General features: G+C 65.7%; 20 protein-coding genes. 7 read left to right on the top strand and 13 right to left on the bottom strand.

Going from position 1 to position 17,849, the window contains the following annotated elements:
- Window positions 1–29 precede the first annotated feature (29 nt).
- The 4 genes from bla (at window position 30) to FQU96_RS25505 (ending at window position 3,250) form a co-directional block, all read left to right on the top strand.
- The gene (gene bla, locus FQU96_RS25490) at window positions 30–902 is read left to right on the top strand and encodes a class A beta-lactamase (protein ID WP_255468530.1); all 873 of its coding nucleotides are present in this window, start codon (window positions 30–32) and stop codon (window positions 900–902) included.
- A 259-nt stretch (window positions 903–1,161) separates the two neighbouring features.
- Window positions 1,162–1,932 carry a ferredoxin--NADP reductase gene (locus FQU96_RS25495; RefSeq protein WP_146544180.1) on the top strand — a complete coding sequence of 257 codons (771 nt, stop codon included), beginning with the start codon at window positions 1,162–1,164 and terminating at the stop codon, window positions 1,930–1,932.
- Window positions 1,933–2,074: 142 nt separating this feature from the next.
- Window positions 2,075–2,869: a sterol desaturase family protein gene (locus FQU96_RS25500; protein ID WP_146544181.1), complete on the top strand. Its 795-nt coding sequence runs from the start codon at window positions 2,075–2,077 to the stop codon at window positions 2,867–2,869.
- Window positions 2,870–2,953: 84 nt separating this feature from the next.
- Complete coding sequence (locus tag FQU96_RS25505) at window positions 2,954–3,250, top strand: immunity 53 family protein (protein ID WP_146544182.1); 297 nt, start codon at window positions 2,954–2,956, stop codon at window positions 3,248–3,250.
- A gap of 473 nt (window positions 3,251–3,723) precedes the next feature.
- Here the strand turns inward: FQU96_RS25505 and FQU96_RS25510 are convergent, their stop codons facing one another.
- Both FQU96_RS25510 and FQU96_RS25515 read right to left on the bottom strand, forming a co-directional pair.
- Complete coding sequence (locus FQU96_RS25510; protein WP_146544183.1) at window positions 3,724–4,401, bottom strand: DUF899 domain-containing protein; 678 nt, start codon at window positions 4,399–4,401, stop codon at window positions 3,724–3,726.
- 63 nt (window positions 4,402–4,464) lie between these two features.
- On the bottom strand, window positions 4,465–4,650 hold the full coding sequence (locus FQU96_RS25515) for a hypothetical protein (RefSeq protein ID WP_146544184.1): 186 nt from the start codon (window positions 4,648–4,650) through the stop codon (window positions 4,465–4,467).
- 17 nt (window positions 4,651–4,667) lie between these two features.
- On the opposite strand from FQU96_RS25515, the gene FQU96_RS25520 reads away from it, so the two are divergent.
- Window positions 4,668–5,663: an AraC family transcriptional regulator gene (locus FQU96_RS25520; protein ID WP_146544185.1), complete on the top strand. Its 996-nt coding sequence runs from the start codon at window positions 4,668–4,670 to the stop codon at window positions 5,661–5,663.
- Window positions 5,664–6,240: 577 nt separating this feature from the next.
- Here FQU96_RS25520 and FQU96_RS25525 read toward each other — a convergent pair.
- Window positions 6,241–7,131, bottom strand: coding sequence for a LysR family transcriptional regulator (locus FQU96_RS25525; protein ID WP_146544186.1), 891 nt, complete (start codon window positions 7,129–7,131; stop codon window positions 6,241–6,243).
- A gap of 72 nt (window positions 7,132–7,203) precedes the next feature.
- Entirely contained in the window at window positions 7,204–8,175 is a 972-nt protein-coding gene (gene trxB / locus FQU96_RS25530; protein ID WP_146544187.1) for a thioredoxin-disulfide reductase, read from the bottom strand.
- Between the two features lie 244 nt (window positions 8,176–8,419).
- Here trxB and FQU96_RS25535 point away from each other — a divergent pair, with 244 nt between their 5' ends.
- The gene (locus FQU96_RS25535; RefSeq protein WP_146544188.1) at window positions 8,420–8,902 is read left to right on the top strand and encodes an Lrp/AsnC family transcriptional regulator; all 483 of its coding nucleotides are present in this window, start codon (window positions 8,420–8,422) and stop codon (window positions 8,900–8,902) included.
- Window positions 8,903–8,940: 38 nt separating this feature from the next.
- On the opposite strand, the gene FQU96_RS25540 is transcribed toward FQU96_RS25535, so the two are convergent.
- The 6 genes from FQU96_RS25540 to FQU96_RS25565 form a co-directional block, all read right to left on the bottom strand.
- Entirely contained in the window at window positions 8,941–9,735 is a 795-nt protein-coding gene (locus FQU96_RS25540) for an enoyl-CoA hydratase (RefSeq protein WP_146544189.1), read from the bottom strand.
- Window positions 9,736–9,923: 188 nt separating this feature from the next.
- Window positions 9,924–11,108, bottom strand: a complete 1,185-nt coding sequence (locus FQU96_RS25545) for a CaiB/BaiF CoA-transferase family protein (RefSeq protein WP_146544190.1) — start codon at window positions 11,106–11,108, stop codon at window positions 9,924–9,926.
- 162 nt (window positions 11,109–11,270) lie between these two features.
- Complete coding sequence (gene greA / locus FQU96_RS25550) at window positions 11,271–11,747, bottom strand: transcription elongation factor GreA (RefSeq protein ID WP_146544191.1); 477 nt, start codon at window positions 11,745–11,747, stop codon at window positions 11,271–11,273.
- A gap of 127 nt (window positions 11,748–11,874) precedes the next feature.
- Window positions 11,875–12,795: a DMT family transporter gene (locus FQU96_RS25555; protein ID WP_146544192.1), complete on the bottom strand. Its 921-nt coding sequence runs from the start codon at window positions 12,793–12,795 to the stop codon at window positions 11,875–11,877.
- Entirely contained in the window at window positions 12,792–13,466 is a 675-nt protein-coding gene (locus tag FQU96_RS25560) for a gamma-glutamylcyclotransferase (RefSeq protein ID WP_146544193.1), read from the bottom strand. Before FQU96_RS25560 ends, FQU96_RS25555 begins: the two co-directional genes overlap by 4 nt.
- Window positions 13,467–13,502: 36 nt before the next feature.
- On the bottom strand, window positions 13,503–13,967 hold the full coding sequence (locus FQU96_RS25565) for a MaoC family dehydratase (protein ID WP_146544194.1): 465 nt from the start codon (window positions 13,965–13,967) through the stop codon (window positions 13,503–13,505).
- Window positions 13,968–14,098: 131 nt separating this feature from the next.
- Between FQU96_RS25565 and FQU96_RS25570 the strand changes: the two genes are divergently transcribed.
- Window positions 14,099–14,932 carry an enoyl-CoA hydratase gene (locus tag FQU96_RS25570; RefSeq protein ID WP_146544195.1) on the top strand — a complete coding sequence of 278 codons (834 nt, stop codon included), beginning with the start codon at window positions 14,099–14,101 and terminating at the stop codon, window positions 14,930–14,932.
- Window positions 14,933–15,028: 96 nt separating this feature from the next.
- Here FQU96_RS25570 and FQU96_RS25575 read toward each other — a convergent pair whose 3' ends face one another.
- The 3 genes from FQU96_RS25575 to FQU96_RS25585 all read right to left on the bottom strand — a co-directional run bounded on the left by FQU96_RS25575 (window position 15,029) and on the right by FQU96_RS25585 (window position 17,820).
- Window positions 15,029–15,841, bottom strand: a complete 813-nt coding sequence (locus tag FQU96_RS25575; RefSeq protein ID WP_146544196.1) for an ABC transporter permease — start codon at window positions 15,839–15,841, stop codon at window positions 15,029–15,031.
- Window positions 15,842–15,949: 108 nt separating this feature from the next.
- Complete coding sequence (locus FQU96_RS25580; RefSeq protein ID WP_146544197.1) at window positions 15,950–16,774, bottom strand: ABC transporter ATP-binding protein; 825 nt, start codon at window positions 16,772–16,774, stop codon at window positions 15,950–15,952.
- 5 nt (window positions 16,775–16,779) lie between these two features.
- Window positions 16,780–17,820: an ABC transporter substrate-binding protein gene (locus FQU96_RS25585; protein WP_255468531.1), complete on the bottom strand. Its 1,041-nt coding sequence runs from the start codon at window positions 17,818–17,820 to the stop codon at window positions 16,780–16,782.
- Window positions 17,821–17,849 lie beyond the last annotated feature (29 nt).

The following is a 17,849-nucleotide window of genomic DNA, read 5'->3' on the forward strand; positions in this document are numbered from 1 at the left end:
GAGGGCAGCGTATGATTTCGAGGCGATGGGTGACGGCCGGCATCGGTGCGGGCGTTGCGGGCGGGTTGATGATCCGCAGCGGAACGGCGCCGGCGGCGGATGGCTGGCCGGTGGTTGTCGGCGATGCGTGCCGGCGTATCGAGGCCAAGGTGGGCGGCCGCCTGGGCGTTGCGGTGATGGACACGACGAGCGGAACGCGCGCCAGCCACCGCGGCGGTGAGCGATTTCCGATCCTGAGCACGTTCAAGGCGCTGGCCTGTGGCGCCGTGCTGAAGCGGGTTGACGATGGCAAGGAAACCCTGGGGCGCCGCATCCAGTACTCGGCGGGCGACCTCGTTCCCCATTCACCGACGACGAAAGCGCACGTGGCCGACGGCATGACGCTTGCAGACCTGTGCACGGCAACGATGACGTTGAGCGACAACACCGCCGGCAACCTCATCCTTCAGGCGCTTGAAGGACCCGAGGGCCTGACCCGGTTCGTGCGCGGGCTGGATGACAAGATCACCCGCCTCGATCGGTGGGAAGTCGCCTTGAACGAGGCCGCGACAGGCGACCCGCGGGACACGACAACGCCCGACAGCATGGCCGAGAACCTGCGCAAGCTCGTCCTTGGCGACACGCTGTCCGCTTCATCCAGAAACCAGCTGACCGCCTGGCTGGTGGCGAACAAGACCGGCGACGCGCGGCTGCGGGCGGGCCTGCCCAAGACCTGGCGCGTCGGCGACCGAACGGGCACGGGCGACAACGGCGCAACCAACGACGTTGCCGTCGCGTGGCCTCCCGGGCGCGGCCCGATCATCATCTGCGTCTACCTGACTGAAACCAGGGCGGCGCTCGACGATCGGAACGCGGCGATCGCCGCGATCGGATGGACCGTCGCCTCGGCGCTGGCGGCTTGACGGCGCGGCGCTCGTGTCAGCCGGCGCATGGGCATCGGAGAAGCGCGCATGAATGCCCCGCGTTCACCGGATCGAACCCTGTAGCCCGGAGGCTATCGCCGCAGGCTCCTCCGCGGGATCGTCGAACGCCGACGACACTCGGATCTTCGGGTTGGGATCCGGAATATAATTGCGAATGACTCGCATTTGCAATATATGCCGATGCCTGTCGGCGGTCCGTCCCGCCGCCGGCGGCTGCGCCGAACCTGCGGAGGTGATTGTGAGTGCGTTGAGAAACGAGTCCGTCTTGTCCGTACATCATTGGACCGACGAGTTGTTCAGCTTCCGCACGACGCGCGACAAGGGTTTCCGCTTCGCCAGCGGCCAGTTCACCATGATCGGACTCAAGATCGACGGCAGGCCGCTGTTGCGCGCCTACTCGATCGCCAGCGCCCACTACGACGAGGCGCTGGAGTTCTTCTCGATCAAGGTTGCCGACGGCAAGCTCACGTCGAAGCTCAAGGATCTCACGCCGGGCGATTCGGTGCTCGTCGGCAGCAAGGCAACCGGCACCCTGCTGCTCGACAGCCTGACGCCGGGCCGCAACCTCTACCTGCTGGGCACCGGCACGGGCCTCGCACCCTTCCTCTCGCTGGTGCGCGACCCCGACGTCTACGAACGCTACGAGAAGGTGATCCTGGTCCATGGCTGCCGCCACGTGCGCGATCTTGCCTATCGGTCCCGGATCGCCGACGAGTTGCCGGCCGACGAGATCCTGGGCGACCTGGTGCGCGACAAGCTCATCTACTATCCGACGGTGACCCGCGAGCCGTTCCGATATCGCGGGCGCATCTCGCATCTGCTCGAGAACGGCACGCTGGCACGCGATGTCGGCCTGCCGCCGCTCAACCGCGAGGCCGACCGCTTCATGCTGTGCGGCAGCGCGCAGATGCTGGCCGACCTGCGCGCGATCCTGGAAGATGCCGGCCTCGCCGAAGGCAGCACGACAACTCCCGGTGAATTCGTGGTCGAGAAAGCCTTCGTCGGCTAGGCCGGGCTACAGCGAGGACAGTAACCTTGCTGTCGCACCGAGCCGCCGGTTGTTGACCGCCATCACGAAAGGAGTAGCCTTCGTCGCGCAGGCCGCGGCGTGATCGCGGGCGCACGGCAAAAGTCGGGATCGGGTACGTCGCATGGGACTGGACAGCGTACTCAGGGCAATGGCGCCCGGCGCCGGACCGCTGGACTTTCTGTCGCTGCTCGTGGCGGCGACCCTTGTCCTGGTGGTGACCATCGTCGGCACCGGCCTGTTCCTCGAAGTCATGAACGCCCGCCACCCGGAACTCAAGGTGCAGAGGCACCGGGTCAACAGCCGCAAGTGGCAGGAGCTGGCCTATGCGCCGGTCTCCGTCCTCACGACATCGCTGTGCTTCACCGCCGGCCTGTTCGCGCAGACCCAGGGCTGGACGCTGGCCCCGCTGGAGCTGTCGTGGTGGTCCGTGCCCCTGATGTTCGTGATCAACCTGGTGCTCTACGACGCCTGGTTCTATTGGGTGCATCGCCTGCTGCATTGGCGGCCGATGATGCGCTTCCATCTGGTGCATCACGCCAGCCTGGTGCCGACCTGCTGGTCGAACCACCACGATTCGCTCTTGGACTCGTTCGTCTTCCAGTTCTACTTCACCCTGATCGTCTTCGTGCTGCCGATCCCCTGGCCGGTCCTCGTGGCGTACAAGATCTTCGACGAGATCATCGGCATGGTTGGCCATTCCGGCTACGAGCATTTCGCCTCGCCCCTGGCGCGCACGCCGTGGCCGCTGTCCAGCACGGTGTTCCACGACCAGCACCACAGCCATTTCCGCTACAACTACGCCCAGACCTTCTCGTCCTGGGACCGCTGGATGGGCACGCTCTATCCCGGCTACGACGCCGCCGTGGCCGACTTCGAGCCCGAAGCGGTCAAGCGCCGGACCGCGAGCGCGGACTAGGTAGTGAACCTATTGACGTGGGACGACGCGTTGGCGAAGCGGTCCGTTCTTTCCACTCCGATTGCGTTCCGATAGCATAATCTGATGGACGTTCTGGACTGGTTGGCCCGCTGGTATGAGGCCCAGTGCGATGGAGAATGGGAGCACGGCTTCGGCCCCTCGATCAGCACCATCGATAACCCGGGCTGGTCGTTGAAAATCGACCTCGCAGGAACGGACTGTGACGGCCAGACGCTTGATCGGATCGACCACAATTATGGGCACGAAACCGACTGGTGGACATGTTGGACGGAGGACAACGTGTTTCACGGCGTTGGTGGCCCCCTCCACCTTCGGTCGCTTCTCGAGACGTTCCGAGATTGGGCGACCAACACCCGCTAGAGCGGTTCATCCACCCGCTAGAGCGGTTCATCGTGTGATGGAATCGCCATTGCCGTCGTCCTGAGCGCAGCGAAGGACCTTGCGGTGGATCGCTCAAAGAGCGTCGGCGCTGGTGATCATCAGCGCCGACAGCGGCTATACCAACACCGCAGGATCCTTCGCTGCGCTCAGGATGACAGCGGCGGCCGACCAGGCCTCTCTGCTCCTATCAAAACGTGAAGCGCTCTAGCTGCGAAGCGACTGTGGCTACGTGCTTAGATGAGTCTACGGCCTAGTCTGGATTGTAGGTCCCCGTTGCCCTGACAGAACGCGATCCATCGGATCGCGACTTGTCATCCCGAACGCCGCGAGGGATCTTCGTGACGGGCCTGCACGCCGCCAAAGATTCCTCGCTTCGCTCGGAATGACAGCCGGCTTCGCTCGGACCGACAGCCGGCGGTCACGAAATCGGCAGATCGGCCGGCTGCCGCAGGTCAACTCGCGTTGCGCGGCGTCCGGTCGTGCCAGATCCACCAGTCGTAGGGGTCGGTCTGGGGATAGCCGTCGGGCGAGTCCTCCCACTTCTCCTGGCGCCCCAGCGCGGTGATGTCGAGGTAGGCCCAGGTGCCGCCCATCGCCTCGTCGCCGCGGCCGTTGATGAAGTAGGTGCGGAACACGCGATCGCCGTCGCGGATGAAGGCGTTGGTGCCGTGCCACTCGTCGACCCCGAAGTCCTTGTCGAAGTCGTCGGCGGTCGTGAACCAGGGGATCTTCTCCCATCCCATGCTCGACTTGAGGCGGGCGATGTTCTGCTGCGGGGCGCGCGACACGAAGACGAGCGTCGTGTCACGGGCGTTCAGATGGGCGGGATGGGCGACCTGGTCGGCGACCATGGAACAGCCGACGCAGGCATAATCGGGATAGCGGCCCACACCGGGTTCGTAGAAGGCACGGTAGACAATCAGCTGACGGCGGCCCTCGAACAGGTCGAGGAGGCTCACCGTGCCGTCGGGCCCCTGGAACGCATATGTCTTCTCCACGGCCAGCCACGGCATGCGCCGTCGCGCGGCAGCGAGCGCATCACGGGCGCGGGTCACTTCCTTTTCCTGCACGCGCAGCTGCTGGCGAGCGGCCTCCCATGTCGGCGCCGAGACGATCGGGGGTGTCTTCATGGAAACGTCCTCCTTTGTCCGCTCAGGTCCCAACGCGTCCATGCTCGCCCCGGTTTCCGCACCTCACCATCGGTTGAACACGCTTTGCGCGTGGCGCGCCCTGGGTCCGGCCGCACCGGCCAGCGCCGCAGCCTCGAGCATCGAAAACGCGTGAAATTCAGCGGCTTGCGGTCCAAATTCATCTTCGCGCATCATCCGATCGACCGACGCGCCGGCCGGAACGATCGGGTAGTTGTCGTCACGCGGCATCACGAGGTGAGCGCGACATGAGCCCTTCGCCCCCTATTGCGCCCGACGCCGGCGACTGCACCGTCGTCCGGTTCTCTTCCGAGGACTATGCGCCGCATGAGCGCCTTGCCGCCTGTCGCGAGATCTACGGCCGCACGCTGTCCAAGCGGGAGATCGAGCCCTGCTCGGCCGAGCCGTTTCGCACCGAGGCCACCCTGTGGCGCATGCCAGGGCTGGGGGTTGCGAAGGCCCGCCGGTCGGCGGCGGCCTATCGTCTGCCGCGGGAGTTCGTCGACAGCGACGATGTTTTCGTGACCGTCGGATTGACCTCCCGCTACGAGGTGCATCAGTTCGGCCGCGGGCTCGATCTGAAACCTGGCGAGGCGAGCCTCATGACAGCGGCGGCGCCGGCATGCCTGAAGGTGCCGGCGTTCGGCCGATACATCAACGTGCGGGCGCCGCGGCACATCCTGTCGTCGTTCGTCACCGATCTGGACGCCGCCTATGGCCGGCCCATCCCCGCCGACGATCCGGCGCTGCGGCTCCTGATCCACTACATCGGTCTGCTCGAGGAGACGGAAGGTCTCGCCGCGCCTGATCTGCGGCGGCAAGCCGTAACCCACGTGCATGACCTCATGGCGCTGGCCATCGGCGCGACGCGCGAGGCCGCCGAGCTTGCCAAGCGCCGGGGTGGGCAGGCGGCGCTGCTGCGCGCGATCAAGCAGGACATCGAAGACGGGCTTGACCGGCCCGACCTGTCCGTGGCGACCATCGCCGCGCGGCATGGGGTCAGGCCACGGTGGGTCCAGCGCCTGTTCGAACGCGAGGGCACGACCTTCACGGAGTATGTTCTGGCGCAACGTCTTGCGCGCGCGCACCGCCTGCTGCGGAGTCCGCGCTATGCGCGTCTGAAGATCAGCGCCATCGCGCTCGATACCGGGTTCGGGGATCTGTCCTACTTCAACCGCGCGTTTCGCCGGCGCTATGGCGTGACGCCCTCCGACCTGCGCGCCGCGGCGACCGCTGCTGACTGATTGCGCAGGCCGCCTTGGAAGCCTGCGGACACCGCGGTCGGGGCGACAACCATCGGAGGAGTAGCGCCATCGACATATGATCGATGGACGGCTCGAAACCACGTGCCGCGACAGTCGACGCCAGAAAAGAAAAGGCCGGGTCACAAGGACCCGGCCAAGTCAAACAGGGAGGCTTCACGTCTGGGAGACGTAGGATCCGAAGATCCCTGCCCGGGAGGCCCGAGCCCACTGCCGTTGCGCGCAGCAATGCGGCGCATCAGTAGTGATCCAAAGATGAGGGTACACGTGCCGGTTTACTATGGGGAATAACTCATCTCAGCCATGCGGACCCCGCATCACCCTTGCGGAAATGCAGGTATGCGCAAAAACTCGGCAGACGGACGCTTGCGCTGTTTCGATCCGTTGTTTGTACGCATGTCAAAATGCGCTGCGTCCGGGCACGCGTCGGCGCGCGCGCTGCTCACGTTGGCGACGTTGTAGGATAGGCTCCAGACGGAATCTTGAAGGCTGAGCTATCGCACTGCCTCTTCGAGGCGCGGCCCGGCGGGCCGCGCCTCAGGGTGAGGCTCGTCCAGACTCAGAAGCGGGTCTCTGCGACCTTGCGCAAAAGGAAGTCGCGGAACACGGCGATGCGTTTGGAGTGACGCAATTCCTCGGGGTAAGTAAAGAACACGTCCGTTGTCCGGACGTTGACCTCGGGCAGCACCTGCACCAGCTTGGTCGACTGCCGCGCCAGATAGTCGGGCAGCGAGGCGATCCCCAGGCCGTTCTCCACAGCGCGGAAGATGCCGTAGGTGTTGTTCACCCGCAGCACGACCTTGCGTGGCTTGTTGTCGGGGTTGCCCGCCTGCAGCAGCCAGTTGACGTTCTGCACCGGCGCGCGCGCGTCTTCGCCGAAGATGATGAGGCGGTGGTTGTCGAGGTCCGACACCTTGGTGGGCTTGCCGTACTTCTCGATATAGCCGGGCGCCGCATAGACGTGGCTGTGCACCGTCATCAGGTGGCGCTGCACCAGCCCGGGCTGACGCGGCGCGATGAAGCGCAGCGCCACGTCGGCCTCGCGCATGCCCAGGTCCAGCTCGTTGTCCGACAGGATCAGGCTGACGTCGATCTCGGGATAGGTGCTGATGAACTCGTGGATCTGCGCCGTCAGCCACACCGAGCCGAAGCCGATGGCGGCGGTGATCTTCAGCCGGCCGACCGGTTTGTCCTGGTTGGCGTGCAGCAGCGTCTCGGCCGTCGCCACCTTGCCGGCCATCTCGCGCGCGGTGCGATACAAGAGCTCGCCCTGCTCGGTGAGAATGAGTCCGCGGGCGTGGCGGTGGAACAGCATGACGCCGAGCTGTTCCTCCAACGCCCCGATCTGCCGGCTGATCGCCGACTGGCTCAGTTTGAGCTGGTCCCCTGCATGCGTGAAGCTGCCCGCGTCTGCCACGGCGTGGAAGATGCGCAGCTTGTCCCAGTCCATTTTACCGATTCCTCCCTGGCTCTTGTTCGTGCTCTCCCGGTCCGACGGGAGAGGGACACTCAACGCCACCGACTACTCCGCTGCCTTGGCCTGCGTGGCCTCGTGGGCCGCCAGGAAGCGCTCCGCATCCAGCGCCGCCATGCAGCCGGTTCCGGCGGCGGTGACGGCCTGGCGATAGATCTTGTCCTGTACGTCACCGGCGGCGAAGACGCCCGGTATGTCGGTCTCCACGGTTCCCGGCCGCGTCACGATGTATCCCTCGGGATCCATCGAGAGCTTGCCCTTGAACAGCTCGGTGGTGGGTGTGTGGCCGATGGCGATGAACACGCCGTCGGTACGCAGCACCTGCGTGGCACCGGTCTTGACGTTGCGCACGCGCACGCCCTGGACCAGCGGGTGCGGTGCCGTCTCGCCGACGATCTCCTCGACCACGCTGTCCCACACCACGCTGACCTTCAGATTGCGGAACAGCCGCTCCTGCAGAATCTTCTCGGCCCGCAGCGAGCTACGGCGGTGGATCAATGTCACCTTGGTGGCGTGGTTGGTGAGGTACAACGCCTCCTCGACGGCGGTGTTGCCGCCGCCCACCACGATGACCTCCTTGCCGCGGAAGAAGAAGCCATCGCAGGTGGCGCAGGCCGACACGCCGCCGCCGCGGAAGGTTTCCTCTGACGGAATGCCTAGCCAGCGCGCCTGCGCCCCGGTGCTGATGATCAGGGTGTCGCCGACGTAACGATCGCCCGAGTCGCCGGTCGCCACGAAGGGCCGGCGCGACAGGTCGACATCCGTGATCACGTCGAACGCGACCTGCGTGCCGACATGCTCGGCCTGCTTCTGCATCTGCTCCATGAGCCAGGGGCCCTGGATCACGTCAGCGAAGCCCGGGTAGTTCTCGACATCGGTCGTGATGGTGAGCTGCCCGCCCGGCTGCAGGCCCTGGACCAGGATCGGCTTGAGGCTGGCGCGCGCAGCATAGATCGCGGCCGTATAACCCGCCGGTCCCGACCCGATGATCAGAACCTTGCTCTGATGCGTCGTGCTCATCCCTGTCATCCCTACGTCTCTTGCATATGTACCACAAAGACGCAGAGCTCAAGCCCTATCGGCTTGATTCATGCACAGTTCAAGAAAATGGCAGTGGCCGTATGCAGAACGGGACGAGAGCACATCAACGGCGAGAAGAAAAGGCTCATTCCGCCCGAAAAATGCCCACTTCGGGACATTCACGTAATTTTATTGCTTTTCACTGTCTGAATGGCCTAGAACCCCGCCAACCTGGGAGCCATTGATGCCGAGCAGCCGCGTTAAACTGGACAAGATCGACCGTCGCATCCTGTCTGACCTACAGGACGACGGTCGCATGACCAATGTCGATCTTGCCAAGCGCGCCGGCATTTCGGCCCCACCGTGTCTCAGGCGCGTGCGGGCATTGGAGAAGGCCGGCGTGATCCGCGGCTATCATGCCGACATCGCCCCCGACTCGCTGGGCTACACCGTCACCGTGTTCGGGCTGGTCGGCCTGAACAGCCAGGCCGAAGCCGACCTGCGGGCATTCGAGGAGCTGATGGCGTCGTGGCCCAATGTCCGCGAGTGCCACATGCTGGCCGGCGAAGCCGATTTCCTGGTGAAGATCGTGGCCGAGGACTGGGACGCCTATCAGCGCTTCCTCACCACCAAGCTGACCTCGGCGCCCAATGTCAGCCACGTGAAGTCGCTGATGGTCTTCCGCACCGCCAAGCATCAACCCGGCGTGCCGATCCCGGCGGAGTAAGCCTGGGAGCACGGCCTGGCTGCCCGCGCTCCCGGCAATCAGCGCCCCTTGAAGGCGGGCTTGCGCTTTTCCATGAACGCGGTGCGACCTTCCTTGTAGTCGTCGCTGGCGAAACAGGCATCGACGGCAGCCTGCACGGTGGCGAGGTCGCGCTTGTCGGGATCCTTGGTCGCGGCGTTGATCGCCATCTTGGCCGCCTTGACGGTGAGCGGCGCATTGCCGGCAATAGTGGCCGCGTACTTGCGCACGTAGGGCTCCAGCTCGGCGACCGGCACGATGCGGTTCACCAGTCCCATGACGCGCGCCTCTTCGGCGGTGAACTGGCGCGCCGTGAAGAAGATCTCCTTGGCGAACGACGGTCCCACGACATCGGCCAGCCGCTTGATGCCGCCATAGGCATAGCCCAAACCCAGCTTGGCGGCCGGCACGGCGAAGGTCGAGGTGTCGCCGCAGATGCGCAGATCCGTGGTGAGCGCGATGCCCAGGCCGCCGCCGATGCAATAGCCGCGGATCATCGCGATGGTGGGCTTGGTGGCGTTGATCAGGGCGGCGTTGGCGCGATCGCCCGCCTCGTTGTAGACCTTGATCGCATCAGCCGTGCCGCGCTTCTGCTCGAACTCCGAGATATCGGCGCCGGAGACGAACGCCTTGTCGCCGGCACCCGCCAGCACGATCACACGCACGTTGGGATCGGCTTCGTAGTCGGCGAGGATCCTGGGCACGGCTAGCCACATGTCGTAGGACACGGCATTCAGCTTTTCCGGCTGGTTGAAGATCATCCAGCCGATGCCATCCTCCTTGCGCGCGATCATCTTTGTCGTGCCGGTGTCCATCGTCTGGTCCTTTCTTCTGATCTCCTCCCCACGCCGTGGGGAGGTGCCCCCGCTACGACGTTTTCGACGCCTCGCGTCGAAAACGTCGGCGGGCGGAGGGGAGGCGACGTGGTCTTCACAACAAAGACTCCGTCGGGTCCCCCTCCGGCCTTCGGCCACCTCCCCCAGCGAAGCTGGGGGAGGGATAATCACACCACGTTGCGTTTGCGCAGATCGGCAATCCTGGCGTCGTCGTAGCCGATGCCGCGCAGGATCGCGTCGGTGTGTTCGCCCAGTTCCGGCGTCGCGCGGTCGATCACGCTGGGCGTGCGGCTGAGCCGCACCGCCTGGTCCACCACGGCGACGTCACCCTTGCGCGGATGGTGCAACGGCGCGGCCGCACCGAGGTGCCGGACCTGCGGATCGGCGAACACCTGGTCGATGGTGTAGATCGGACCGCAGGGCACGCTGGCCTTGTTGAGGCGCTCGATCAGCTCGGCGCTGGTGTACTTGCGGCTGTAGGTGCCGATATCGGCGTTGAGCTGCTGGCGGTTCTTCGAGCGGTCGGCGTCGGCCTTGTACGCCGGATTGTCGAACAGCGCCTGCGCGTCCATCGCCTCGCAGAACCGCTTCCAGATGCGCTGGCCCGAGGCCGCGATATTGATGTGCCCGTCCTTGGTCGGGAACACGCCGGTGGGAATGCTGGTCGGGTGGTCGTTGCCGGCCTGGCCCGGCACTTCCTTGTTCACCAGCCAGCGCGCTGCCTGGAAATCGAGCATGGCAATCTGCGCCTGCAGCAGCGAGGTCTGCACCCACTGTCCCTCGCCCGACTGCTCCCGCTCCAGGAGCGCGATCAGAATGCCCTGGGCCGCGAAGAGGCCGGAAGTCAGATCGGCGACCGGGATGCCGACGCGCACCGGACCCTGGCCCGGCAGGCCGGTGATCGACATCAGGCCGCCCATGCCCTGCGCCACCTGGTCGAAGCCCGGCAGCAGCGCGTAAGGACCGTCCTGGCCGAAGCCCGAGATGCTGGCGTAGACGATGCGCTTGTTGATCTTGCGCACCGTCTCGTAGTCGACGCCCAGGCGGTGTTTCACGTCGGGGCGATAGTTCTCGACCACGACGTCGGCATCGGCCACCAGCGCCTTGAAGACCGCCACGCCATCGGGCTCCTTCAAGTTCAAGGTCAGGCTGCGCTTGTTGCGATGCAGGTTCCAGAAGTCCGGACCCAGGCGCGGACCACCCATGCCCTCGCCTTCCTCGGCCGACGGCGGCATCTCGATCTTGATGACATCGGCGCCCCAGTCGGCGAGCTGGCGCACGCACGTCGGACCCGCGCGCACGCGGGTGAGATCGAGCACCTTGAAACGCGCCAGTGGTCCTTGTCCGGCCATGCCGTCTCCTCCGAGTCGAGACCATGGTGGTAGCACCGGCGACGGGTCATGCACGAGTCCCCTGACATGCACGGCCGCCCAACGAAAAACGCCCGGCCGAAGCCGGGCGTCGTGCAGCGCTATCGCCTGGGAATGCGGGCCAGAGGCCCGCGCTCCCAGGGGTCACTTGAATTGCACCTGCATGATCTCGTAGCTCTTGGTGCCGCTGGGCGTCTGCACCTCGACGGTGTCACCCACGGTCTTGCCGATCAGGGCCTTGCCCAGCGGCGCCGTGACGGAGATGCGGTGCTTCACGAGATCGGCCTCGAACGGGCCCACGATCTGGTAGCGGACCTCTTCGTCGGTGTCCTCGTCGGCGAGTTTCACGGTGGCGCCGAACTTGATCATCTTGCCGCCCTTGAGCTTGGCGACGTCGATGACATCGGCACGCGCAATCACGTCCTCGATCTCGAGAATGCGGCCCTCGACGAAGCTTTGACGTTCGCGCGCGGCGGCATACTCCGCGTTTTCCGACAGGTCGCCATGGGTGCGCGCCTCCGAGATCTGCCGAATGATGCTCGGCCGCTCGGTCGTCTTGAGGGTCTTCAGCTCATCTTCAAGAGCCTTGAACCCGGCGGGCGTCATGGGAACCTTGTCCATCGTTCAATCCGTGGAAAAAGAAACGGCCGGCGTTGAGGGCCGGCTCATTCGGGACACTATAACCGGATTTGGGGGTTGGGGAAACCCATCGCAAGAGGCTCCGGCCCCCCGTCCGGGCGCCCTGATGTCACGGTTTGGCCTCCACCGCGGCGGTGCGGACCTGGGCCCGGCGGACCGCCTCGCGATGCGAGATATACATAGCGCTGGCGAAAATCACTGCCGCGCCAATGAAAGTCCACATACTGGGCTGTTGATAGAACAGAATAAATCCAAACACGGTATTCCAGATCAGCGACAGGAAGCCGATCGGCTGCACGGCTGAAATCTCCGCCACCTGGTATCCATATTGCATGACCAGGTGCCCCACCGTACCGAACAGGCCGGCCAGGAGGAACCAGCCGATATGCTCCCAACTCGGCGTCTGCCAGAAGACGATGGCAAACGGCGCCGCGAACAGCACGATGAAAACGTTCTGCCAGATCACGATGGTGTCGGCGTCGTCGGTGCGCGCCAGCGCCTTGGCCATCAGGTTCGAAGCCGAGAACAGCGGCGTGGAGGCGAGCGCCGCCAGCACACCGATGCCCAGCGCCGTGAAACCGGGACGCACGATCAGCATGGCGCCGATGAAGCCCACGATCACCGCCATCCAGCGCCGCAGCCGCACGTCCTCGCCCAGGAACAGGGCGGCACCCAGGGTGATGAAGATCGGACCGGTGAAGCCCAGTGCCGTGAGGTCGGCCAGCGTGACCAGCGGCAGCGCCACGAACCACAGCTGCATGCCGCTGGTGTGCAGGGCGCCGCGGATCGCGTGCAGGCCCAGGCGCTCGGTGCGGAACGGCTCGACGAAGCCCTTGCGCCAGAAGATCGGCAACAGAAACAGCGCGCCGAACAGATAGCGGCAAAACGCCATCATGTAGGAGTTGAGTTCGCCGGCCGGAAAGAACGTGCAGACATTCAGCGCCGCAAACAGAACGCCCGAGATCGCGACCAGGATGATGCCTTGCAGGTTGCCGGACATCGCCGCCCAGCGGGCGCGCCATTGCATCATCGCCGGCCGTCCCGCAGTCGCAACACTTCACTCTCCAGGCTGTCGATGTAGGGGTCGCGCACGCCGAGCTCGCGCAGCTGATCGGCGGTCTCGAACAGATAGGCGCGGCAGGTACCGCGCCGGCCTTCGGCATGGGCAATGTGATCGGCTTTGCGGTCCATATCAAGGCGGCCGCAATATTGCGGGTGCGTCGGATTGATGACGAAGGTGACGGCCCGCAAATGCTGGCCGGCCGCATCGACGACGCCGACCCAGACCGCATCGTAGATGCCGCTCAGCATCTCGCGGTTGAACAGGATCGAGAGCTCGCCCTCGACCTCGGCCGCCGCGATGCGATAGGCCATGCCATCGCACACGCCGCCCTTCTCGATAGCCAGCATCAGGCCCGGCTTCTCCGGCGTGCCCCGCCCCAGCGGCGTCCAGAAGCAGAAGCTGCGGCGATAGCCCTCGAGCCGGGCCGGACGGCGCTCGACGAAATGGAACGCGGGATTCCACATCAGCGAACCGTAGCCGAACACCCAGGCGTCGGTACCGCGCGTCCACCAGGACAAGGCCTCGGCCAGCCGTCGCTCCCGCTCCGGGCGCGAGAGGAAGTAGTCGAAGCCGGCGGCCTTCGCTTCGCTGGCGATCTGGTCGACGCGTTCGGGCGTCAGTTCTTCGCGTTTGAGCACGTCACCCTGTGTCTTTTCTTGCCGGCGCGCGCCGGATCAGGCGTAGGCGATCCCCATGGTTTCGGCGATGCAGGCCGGCTTGTCGCCGCCGTCACGCTCGATCGTCCATTCATAAGTCATGCGCATGCCATTGCCCGGCATGGGATCGGCGGCCAGCAGCTTCTGGCGCGCGCGCAGCCGGCTGCCGACCGGCACCATGCTGGTGAAGCGCACCTTGTTGCAGCCATAGTTGATGCCGCGCGACACTTTCGTGATCTTCAGGATGTCGTGCGCAAACATCGGGATCAGCGACAAGGTGAGAAAGCCGTGCGCGATGGTCTTGCCGTCGGGCATCTCCTTCTTCGCCTTCTCGACATCGACATGGATCCACTGGTGATCGCCGGTGGCGTCGGCAAACAGGTTGATGCGCTCCTGCGTGACCTCGACCCAGTCGCTGACGCCGATCTCCTGGCCGACCAGCTTCGCCATGTCCTGCGGGGTCTCGACTTCACGCTTGGCCATCGTTGCCTCCCTGTTCCGGCAATGCGCCACAGTGGGGGCGCCATTGCGGGCATCGCCTTGCAGATCACAATGCCGGCCGCCATAAATCAACGTTTAATCACGCAGGCCGCCCATACGCGCCGAGAGGAACCATGACCGAACAGACCGTGCAGTACGCCGTCGCCGACGGCATCGCCACCGTCACCCTCAACCGGCCCGACAAGCTCAACGCCTGGACCCGGCAGATGCAGGGCGAGGTCAAGGACGCGATGCTGCGGGCGGCGGCCGACGCGGCGGTGCGCGCCATCATCCTGACCGGCGCCGGCCGCGGTTTCTGCGCCGGCGCCGATATGGAGGTGCTGACGGCCGCCAGCAGCGGCGCCGGTGCTGCCGTCAGCGGCGCCGTGCCGCGGCCGGCGGTCGACCCGACTGCATCGGTGAATGCGCGCGCCGATTTCCGCATGACCCATTCGTATTTCCCGGCGATCCCCAAGCCGATCGTGGCGGCGGTCAACGGCCCCTGCGCCGGGCTGGGCTTCGTGATCGCGCTGTACTGCGACATGCGCTTTGCCGGCGAGAGCGCGATGTTCACCACCTCCTTCGCGCAGCGCGGCCTCATCGCCGAGCACGGGCTCTCCTGGCTGCTGCCCAAGCTGGTGGGCCTGCCGCACGCCGCCGACCTGCTCTACTCGGCGCGCAAGGTGCGCGCGCCGGAGGCCCTGCAGCTGGGCCTGGTGCAACGGTTGTTCCCCGACCAGGACCTGATGGCGCAGACGCGCGCCTACCTGAAGACCATCGTCGAGGACGTCTCGCCGCGCTCGGTCGCGGTCATGAAGCGCCAGATCTGGGAGGCGCAGTTCCAGACGCTGTCGGAAGCCACCGTGATCGCCAACCACGAGATGGAACAGAGCTTCAGCACCGCCGACTTCAAGGAGGGCGTGGCGCACTTCCTGGAGAAGCGCAAGGCCCGCTTCACCGGACGGTGATTTCCTGGGAGCGCGGGCGTCCCGCCCGCTCATCCCTCGGCGCTACGCGCAGAGGCGCAAGAAAGATGCGGACGAGACGTCCGCGCTCCCAGGAATTCACGTCGGCTCGGTCTCGCTGGTCTTGGGCTGCCACAGCAGCAGGCGCTTTTCGACCACGCCGACGGCCATGTCGAGCAGCAGCGCGAACGCGGTCAGCACCAGGATGCCGGCGAACACGGTATTGATGTCGAACGTGCCCTCGGCCTGCAGGATCAGGTAGCCGACGCCGCGCGCCGAGCCGAGATATTCGCCGACCACGGCGCCGACGAAGGCGAGCCCGACCGCGTTGTGCAGGCTGGCGAAGACCCAGCTCATGGCGCTGGGCAGATAGATGTGGCGCAGCAGATGGCGCTTGTTGGCGCCCAGCATGCGGGCGTTGGCGATGATGGTGGGACTGACCTCGCGCACGCCCTGGTAGACGTTGAAGAACACCACGAAGAACACCAGGGTCACGCCCAGCGCCACCTTCGACCAGATGCCGAGCCCGAACCAGACCGCGAAGATCGGCGCCAGCACGACGCGCGGCATCGAGTTGAAGCCCTTGATGTAGGGATCGAAGATCGCCGACGCGGTCGGTGCCAACGCCAGCCACAGGCCGATGCCCAGCCCCAGGACGGAGCCGACGACAAACCCCAGCGCCGTCTCCAGCAAGGTGATGGCCAGATGCGAGAAGATCTCGCCGGAGACGAACCAGTTGATGATGATCTCGAACACCCGGAACGGCTTGCCGAAGAAGAAGGCGGCGCGCCCGGGGTCGTCGAAATAGATCGGCGGCAGGAAGGCCGGGTCCGTCAGCGCCCACCAGATGCCGATGGCAACGCCCAGCACGAGCAGCCGCAGCACCGTCAGCTGGAGTTGGCTGATCTTCATGGGTGTGCCGTTTTCGGACCGCGCGCGTCCACGCGCGCATCAGGCTTTCGCTCTTCGCTTCGCTGCGAGCGAGTGCGCGCGTGGACGCGCGCGGTCCGAAACAACACGCTAGGCCGCTCTCTGCCGGGCATAGGCCTTCAGGACCTCTTCCTTCATGGTGTTCCAGATCTCGCGGTGCAGTTCGTTGAAGCCTGATGTCATGCGGATCTCCGAGACATCGCGCGGGCGCGGCAGGTCGACCTTGAAGTCGCCGATGGGTCGCGTCGCCGGTCCCGCCGACAACACGACCACGCGATCCGACAGCGCGATCGCCTCCTCCAGGTCATGGGTGATGAACAGCACCGATTTGCGGCTTTCGGCCCACAGCGCCAGCAGTTCGTTCTCCATCAGCTGGCGCGTCTGCACGTCGAGCGCCGAGAACGGCTCGTCCATCAGCAGGATGTCGGGGCTGAGGATCAGGGTCTGCGCCAGCGCCAAGCGCTTGCGCATGCCGCCCGACATCTGGTGCGGATAGCGATCGCCGAACCCGGCCAGACCGACCCGGCGCAGCCAGTCCTCGCCCTGGCGCAATGCCTCGGCGCGCGACACGCCGCGGAACTCCAGGCCGGCCACGACATTATCGATGCCGCGCCGCCAGGGCATCAGCGCGTCGGCCTGGAACATGTAGCCGGCGCGCCGGTTGACGCCGCGCTCGGCCACCAGGCGCTCGCCGAACACATCCACCGTGCCCGACGACGGTGCCAGCAGGCCGGCGGCCACGTTGAGCAGGGTGGACTTGCCGCAGCCGGTCGGACCGACGACGGAGACGAACTCGCCGGCCTGCACCGCCAGGGTCGTGTTGGCGACCGCCGTGTAGGCATCACCGCCGTCGCGGCCGGCGAAGCGGCAGGTGACGTCGTTGAAGGCGAGCGCCGGCGTACCGGTCGACGTCATCCGGCTCAGGTCTTCTGGCCGGCGCGCTTGACGAACTCGTTCGTCCAGGTCGATGCGAGCGTCGCCTTGTCCGGCTTGATATCCTTGTCGCCCTCGGCCAGGAACTTCAGGCAGTTCGCCGGGCCATCATCGGGCATCACGCCATCGGGAGAGATCGTCTCGCGCACGCTGCTGAAGGCCGTCATGTAGAGCTTGGGATCGCCCAGCAGATAGTTCTCCGGCACCGTCTTGGCGACCTCTTCCGGCGTCGCCTTGTGCAGCCACTGGTTGGCGCGCACGATGGCGTTGGCCAGCGCCTGTGTCGTCCCGGGCGTCTTCTTCACCAGGTCAGGCTGGGCGTAGAGGCAGGCGGCCGGCATCGAGCCGCCGAACAGCTCCTGATTGCCCTTCATGGTGCGCGTGTCGACCATGACCTTGATCAGCCCCTTCTGGTCCAGCATGGTGATCGACGGATCGGTCTGCGAGATGCCGTCGATCTCGCCCTTCTCGACCGCTGCGATCACCGACGCACCGGCACCGACGCCGATAGCCACGATGTCGCTCGGCTTCAGGCCACCCTTGGCGGCCCAGTAGTTCACCAGCATGTGGGTCTGCGAGCCGGGCGCGCTGACGCCGAACTTCATGCCCTTGATGTCGGCGGGACCCTTCACCTTCGCGGCGCGGTCTTTCAGCAGCGCGATGCTGAGCTGCATGCCGCGGCCGATCAGGGCGAAGCCGATGATGGGCTGGCCGCGCTGCTGCATACGGATCGTGTGTTCGTAGGCGCCGGCCACGACATCGGCGCTGCCGCCCATCAATGCCTGCAGCGACTTGGCGCCACCCTGGAAGTCGTTGATCTCGACATCCAGGCCCTCGTCCTTGAAGTAGTTGAGACGCTCGGCGATGGTCAGCGACAGGTAATACAGCCCAGACTTGCCGCCGACGGCGAGCACGACCTTGGCCTTCTCGGGCTTGGCGATGGCCGGGCGGCCCAACGCCACGCCCAGCGTTCCGACCGCGGCCGATGTCAGCAACAGGCGGCGGCGCCCCATGCGCGTGTCATGCATCGTTTCCTCCAACCTCTCGTATGGACGAG

Origin of the sequence: Reyranella sp. CPCC 100927, assembly GCF_007859315.1 — a bacterium.
Taxonomy (GTDB): domain Bacteria; phylum Pseudomonadota; class Alphaproteobacteria; order Reyranellales; family Reyranellaceae; genus Vineibacter.

What these genes read in the sequence shown, in the direction of transcription:
- FQU96_RS25585 (WP_255468531.1), bottom strand. Translation starts at nt 17,820, where the DNA reads ATGCATGACACGCGCATGGGGCGCCGCCGCCTGTTGCTGACATCGGCC.
- FQU96_RS25505 (WP_146544182.1), top strand. Translation starts at nt 2,954, where the DNA reads ATGGACGTTCTGGACTGGTTGGCCCGCTGGTATGAGGCCCAGTGCGAT.
- FQU96_RS25565 (WP_146544194.1), bottom strand. Translation starts at nt 13,967, where the DNA reads ATGGCCAAGCGTGAAGTCGAGACCCCGCAGGACATGGCGAAGCTGGTC.
- greA (WP_146544191.1), bottom strand. Translation starts at nt 11,747, where the DNA reads ATGGACAAGGTTCCCATGACGCCCGCCGGGTTCAAGGCTCTTGAAGAT.
- FQU96_RS25510 (WP_146544183.1), bottom strand. Translation starts at nt 4,401, where the DNA reads ATGAAGACACCCCCGATCGTCTCGGCGCCGACATGGGAGGCCGCTCGC.
- FQU96_RS25500 (WP_146544181.1), top strand. Translation starts at nt 2,075, where the DNA reads ATGGGACTGGACAGCGTACTCAGGGCAATGGCGCCCGGCGCCGGACCG.
- FQU96_RS25535 (WP_146544188.1), top strand. Translation starts at nt 8,420, where the DNA reads ATGCCGAGCAGCCGCGTTAAACTGGACAAGATCGACCGTCGCATCCTG.
- FQU96_RS25575 (WP_146544196.1), bottom strand. Translation starts at nt 15,841, where the DNA reads ATGAAGATCAGCCAACTCCAGCTGACGGTGCTGCGGCTGCTCGTGCTG.
- FQU96_RS25525 (WP_146544186.1), bottom strand. Translation starts at nt 7,131, where the DNA reads ATGGACTGGGACAAGCTGCGCATCTTCCACGCCGTGGCAGACGCGGGC.
- FQU96_RS25555 (WP_146544192.1), bottom strand. Translation starts at nt 12,795, where the DNA reads ATGATGCAATGGCGCGCCCGCTGGGCGGCGATGTCCGGCAACCTGCAA.
- FQU96_RS25545 (WP_146544190.1), bottom strand. Translation starts at nt 11,108, where the DNA reads ATGGCCGGACAAGGACCACTGGCGCGTTTCAAGGTGCTCGATCTCACC.
- FQU96_RS25580 (WP_146544197.1), bottom strand. Translation starts at nt 16,774, where the DNA reads ATGACGTCGACCGGTACGCCGGCGCTCGCCTTCAACGACGTCACCTGC.
- FQU96_RS25570 (WP_146544195.1), top strand. Translation starts at nt 14,099, where the DNA reads ATGACCGAACAGACCGTGCAGTACGCCGTCGCCGACGGCATCGCCACC.
- trxB (WP_146544187.1), bottom strand. Translation starts at nt 8,175, where the DNA reads ATGAGCACGACGCATCAGAGCAAGGTTCTGATCATCGGGTCGGGACCG.
- FQU96_RS25520 (WP_146544185.1), top strand. Translation starts at nt 4,668, where the DNA reads ATGAGCCCTTCGCCCCCTATTGCGCCCGACGCCGGCGACTGCACCGTC.
- FQU96_RS25515 (WP_146544184.1), bottom strand. Translation starts at nt 4,650, where the DNA reads ATGCCGCGTGACGACAACTACCCGATCGTTCCGGCCGGCGCGTCGGTC.
- FQU96_RS25540 (WP_146544189.1), bottom strand. Translation starts at nt 9,735, where the DNA reads ATGGACACCGGCACGACAAAGATGATCGCGCGCAAGGAGGATGGCATC.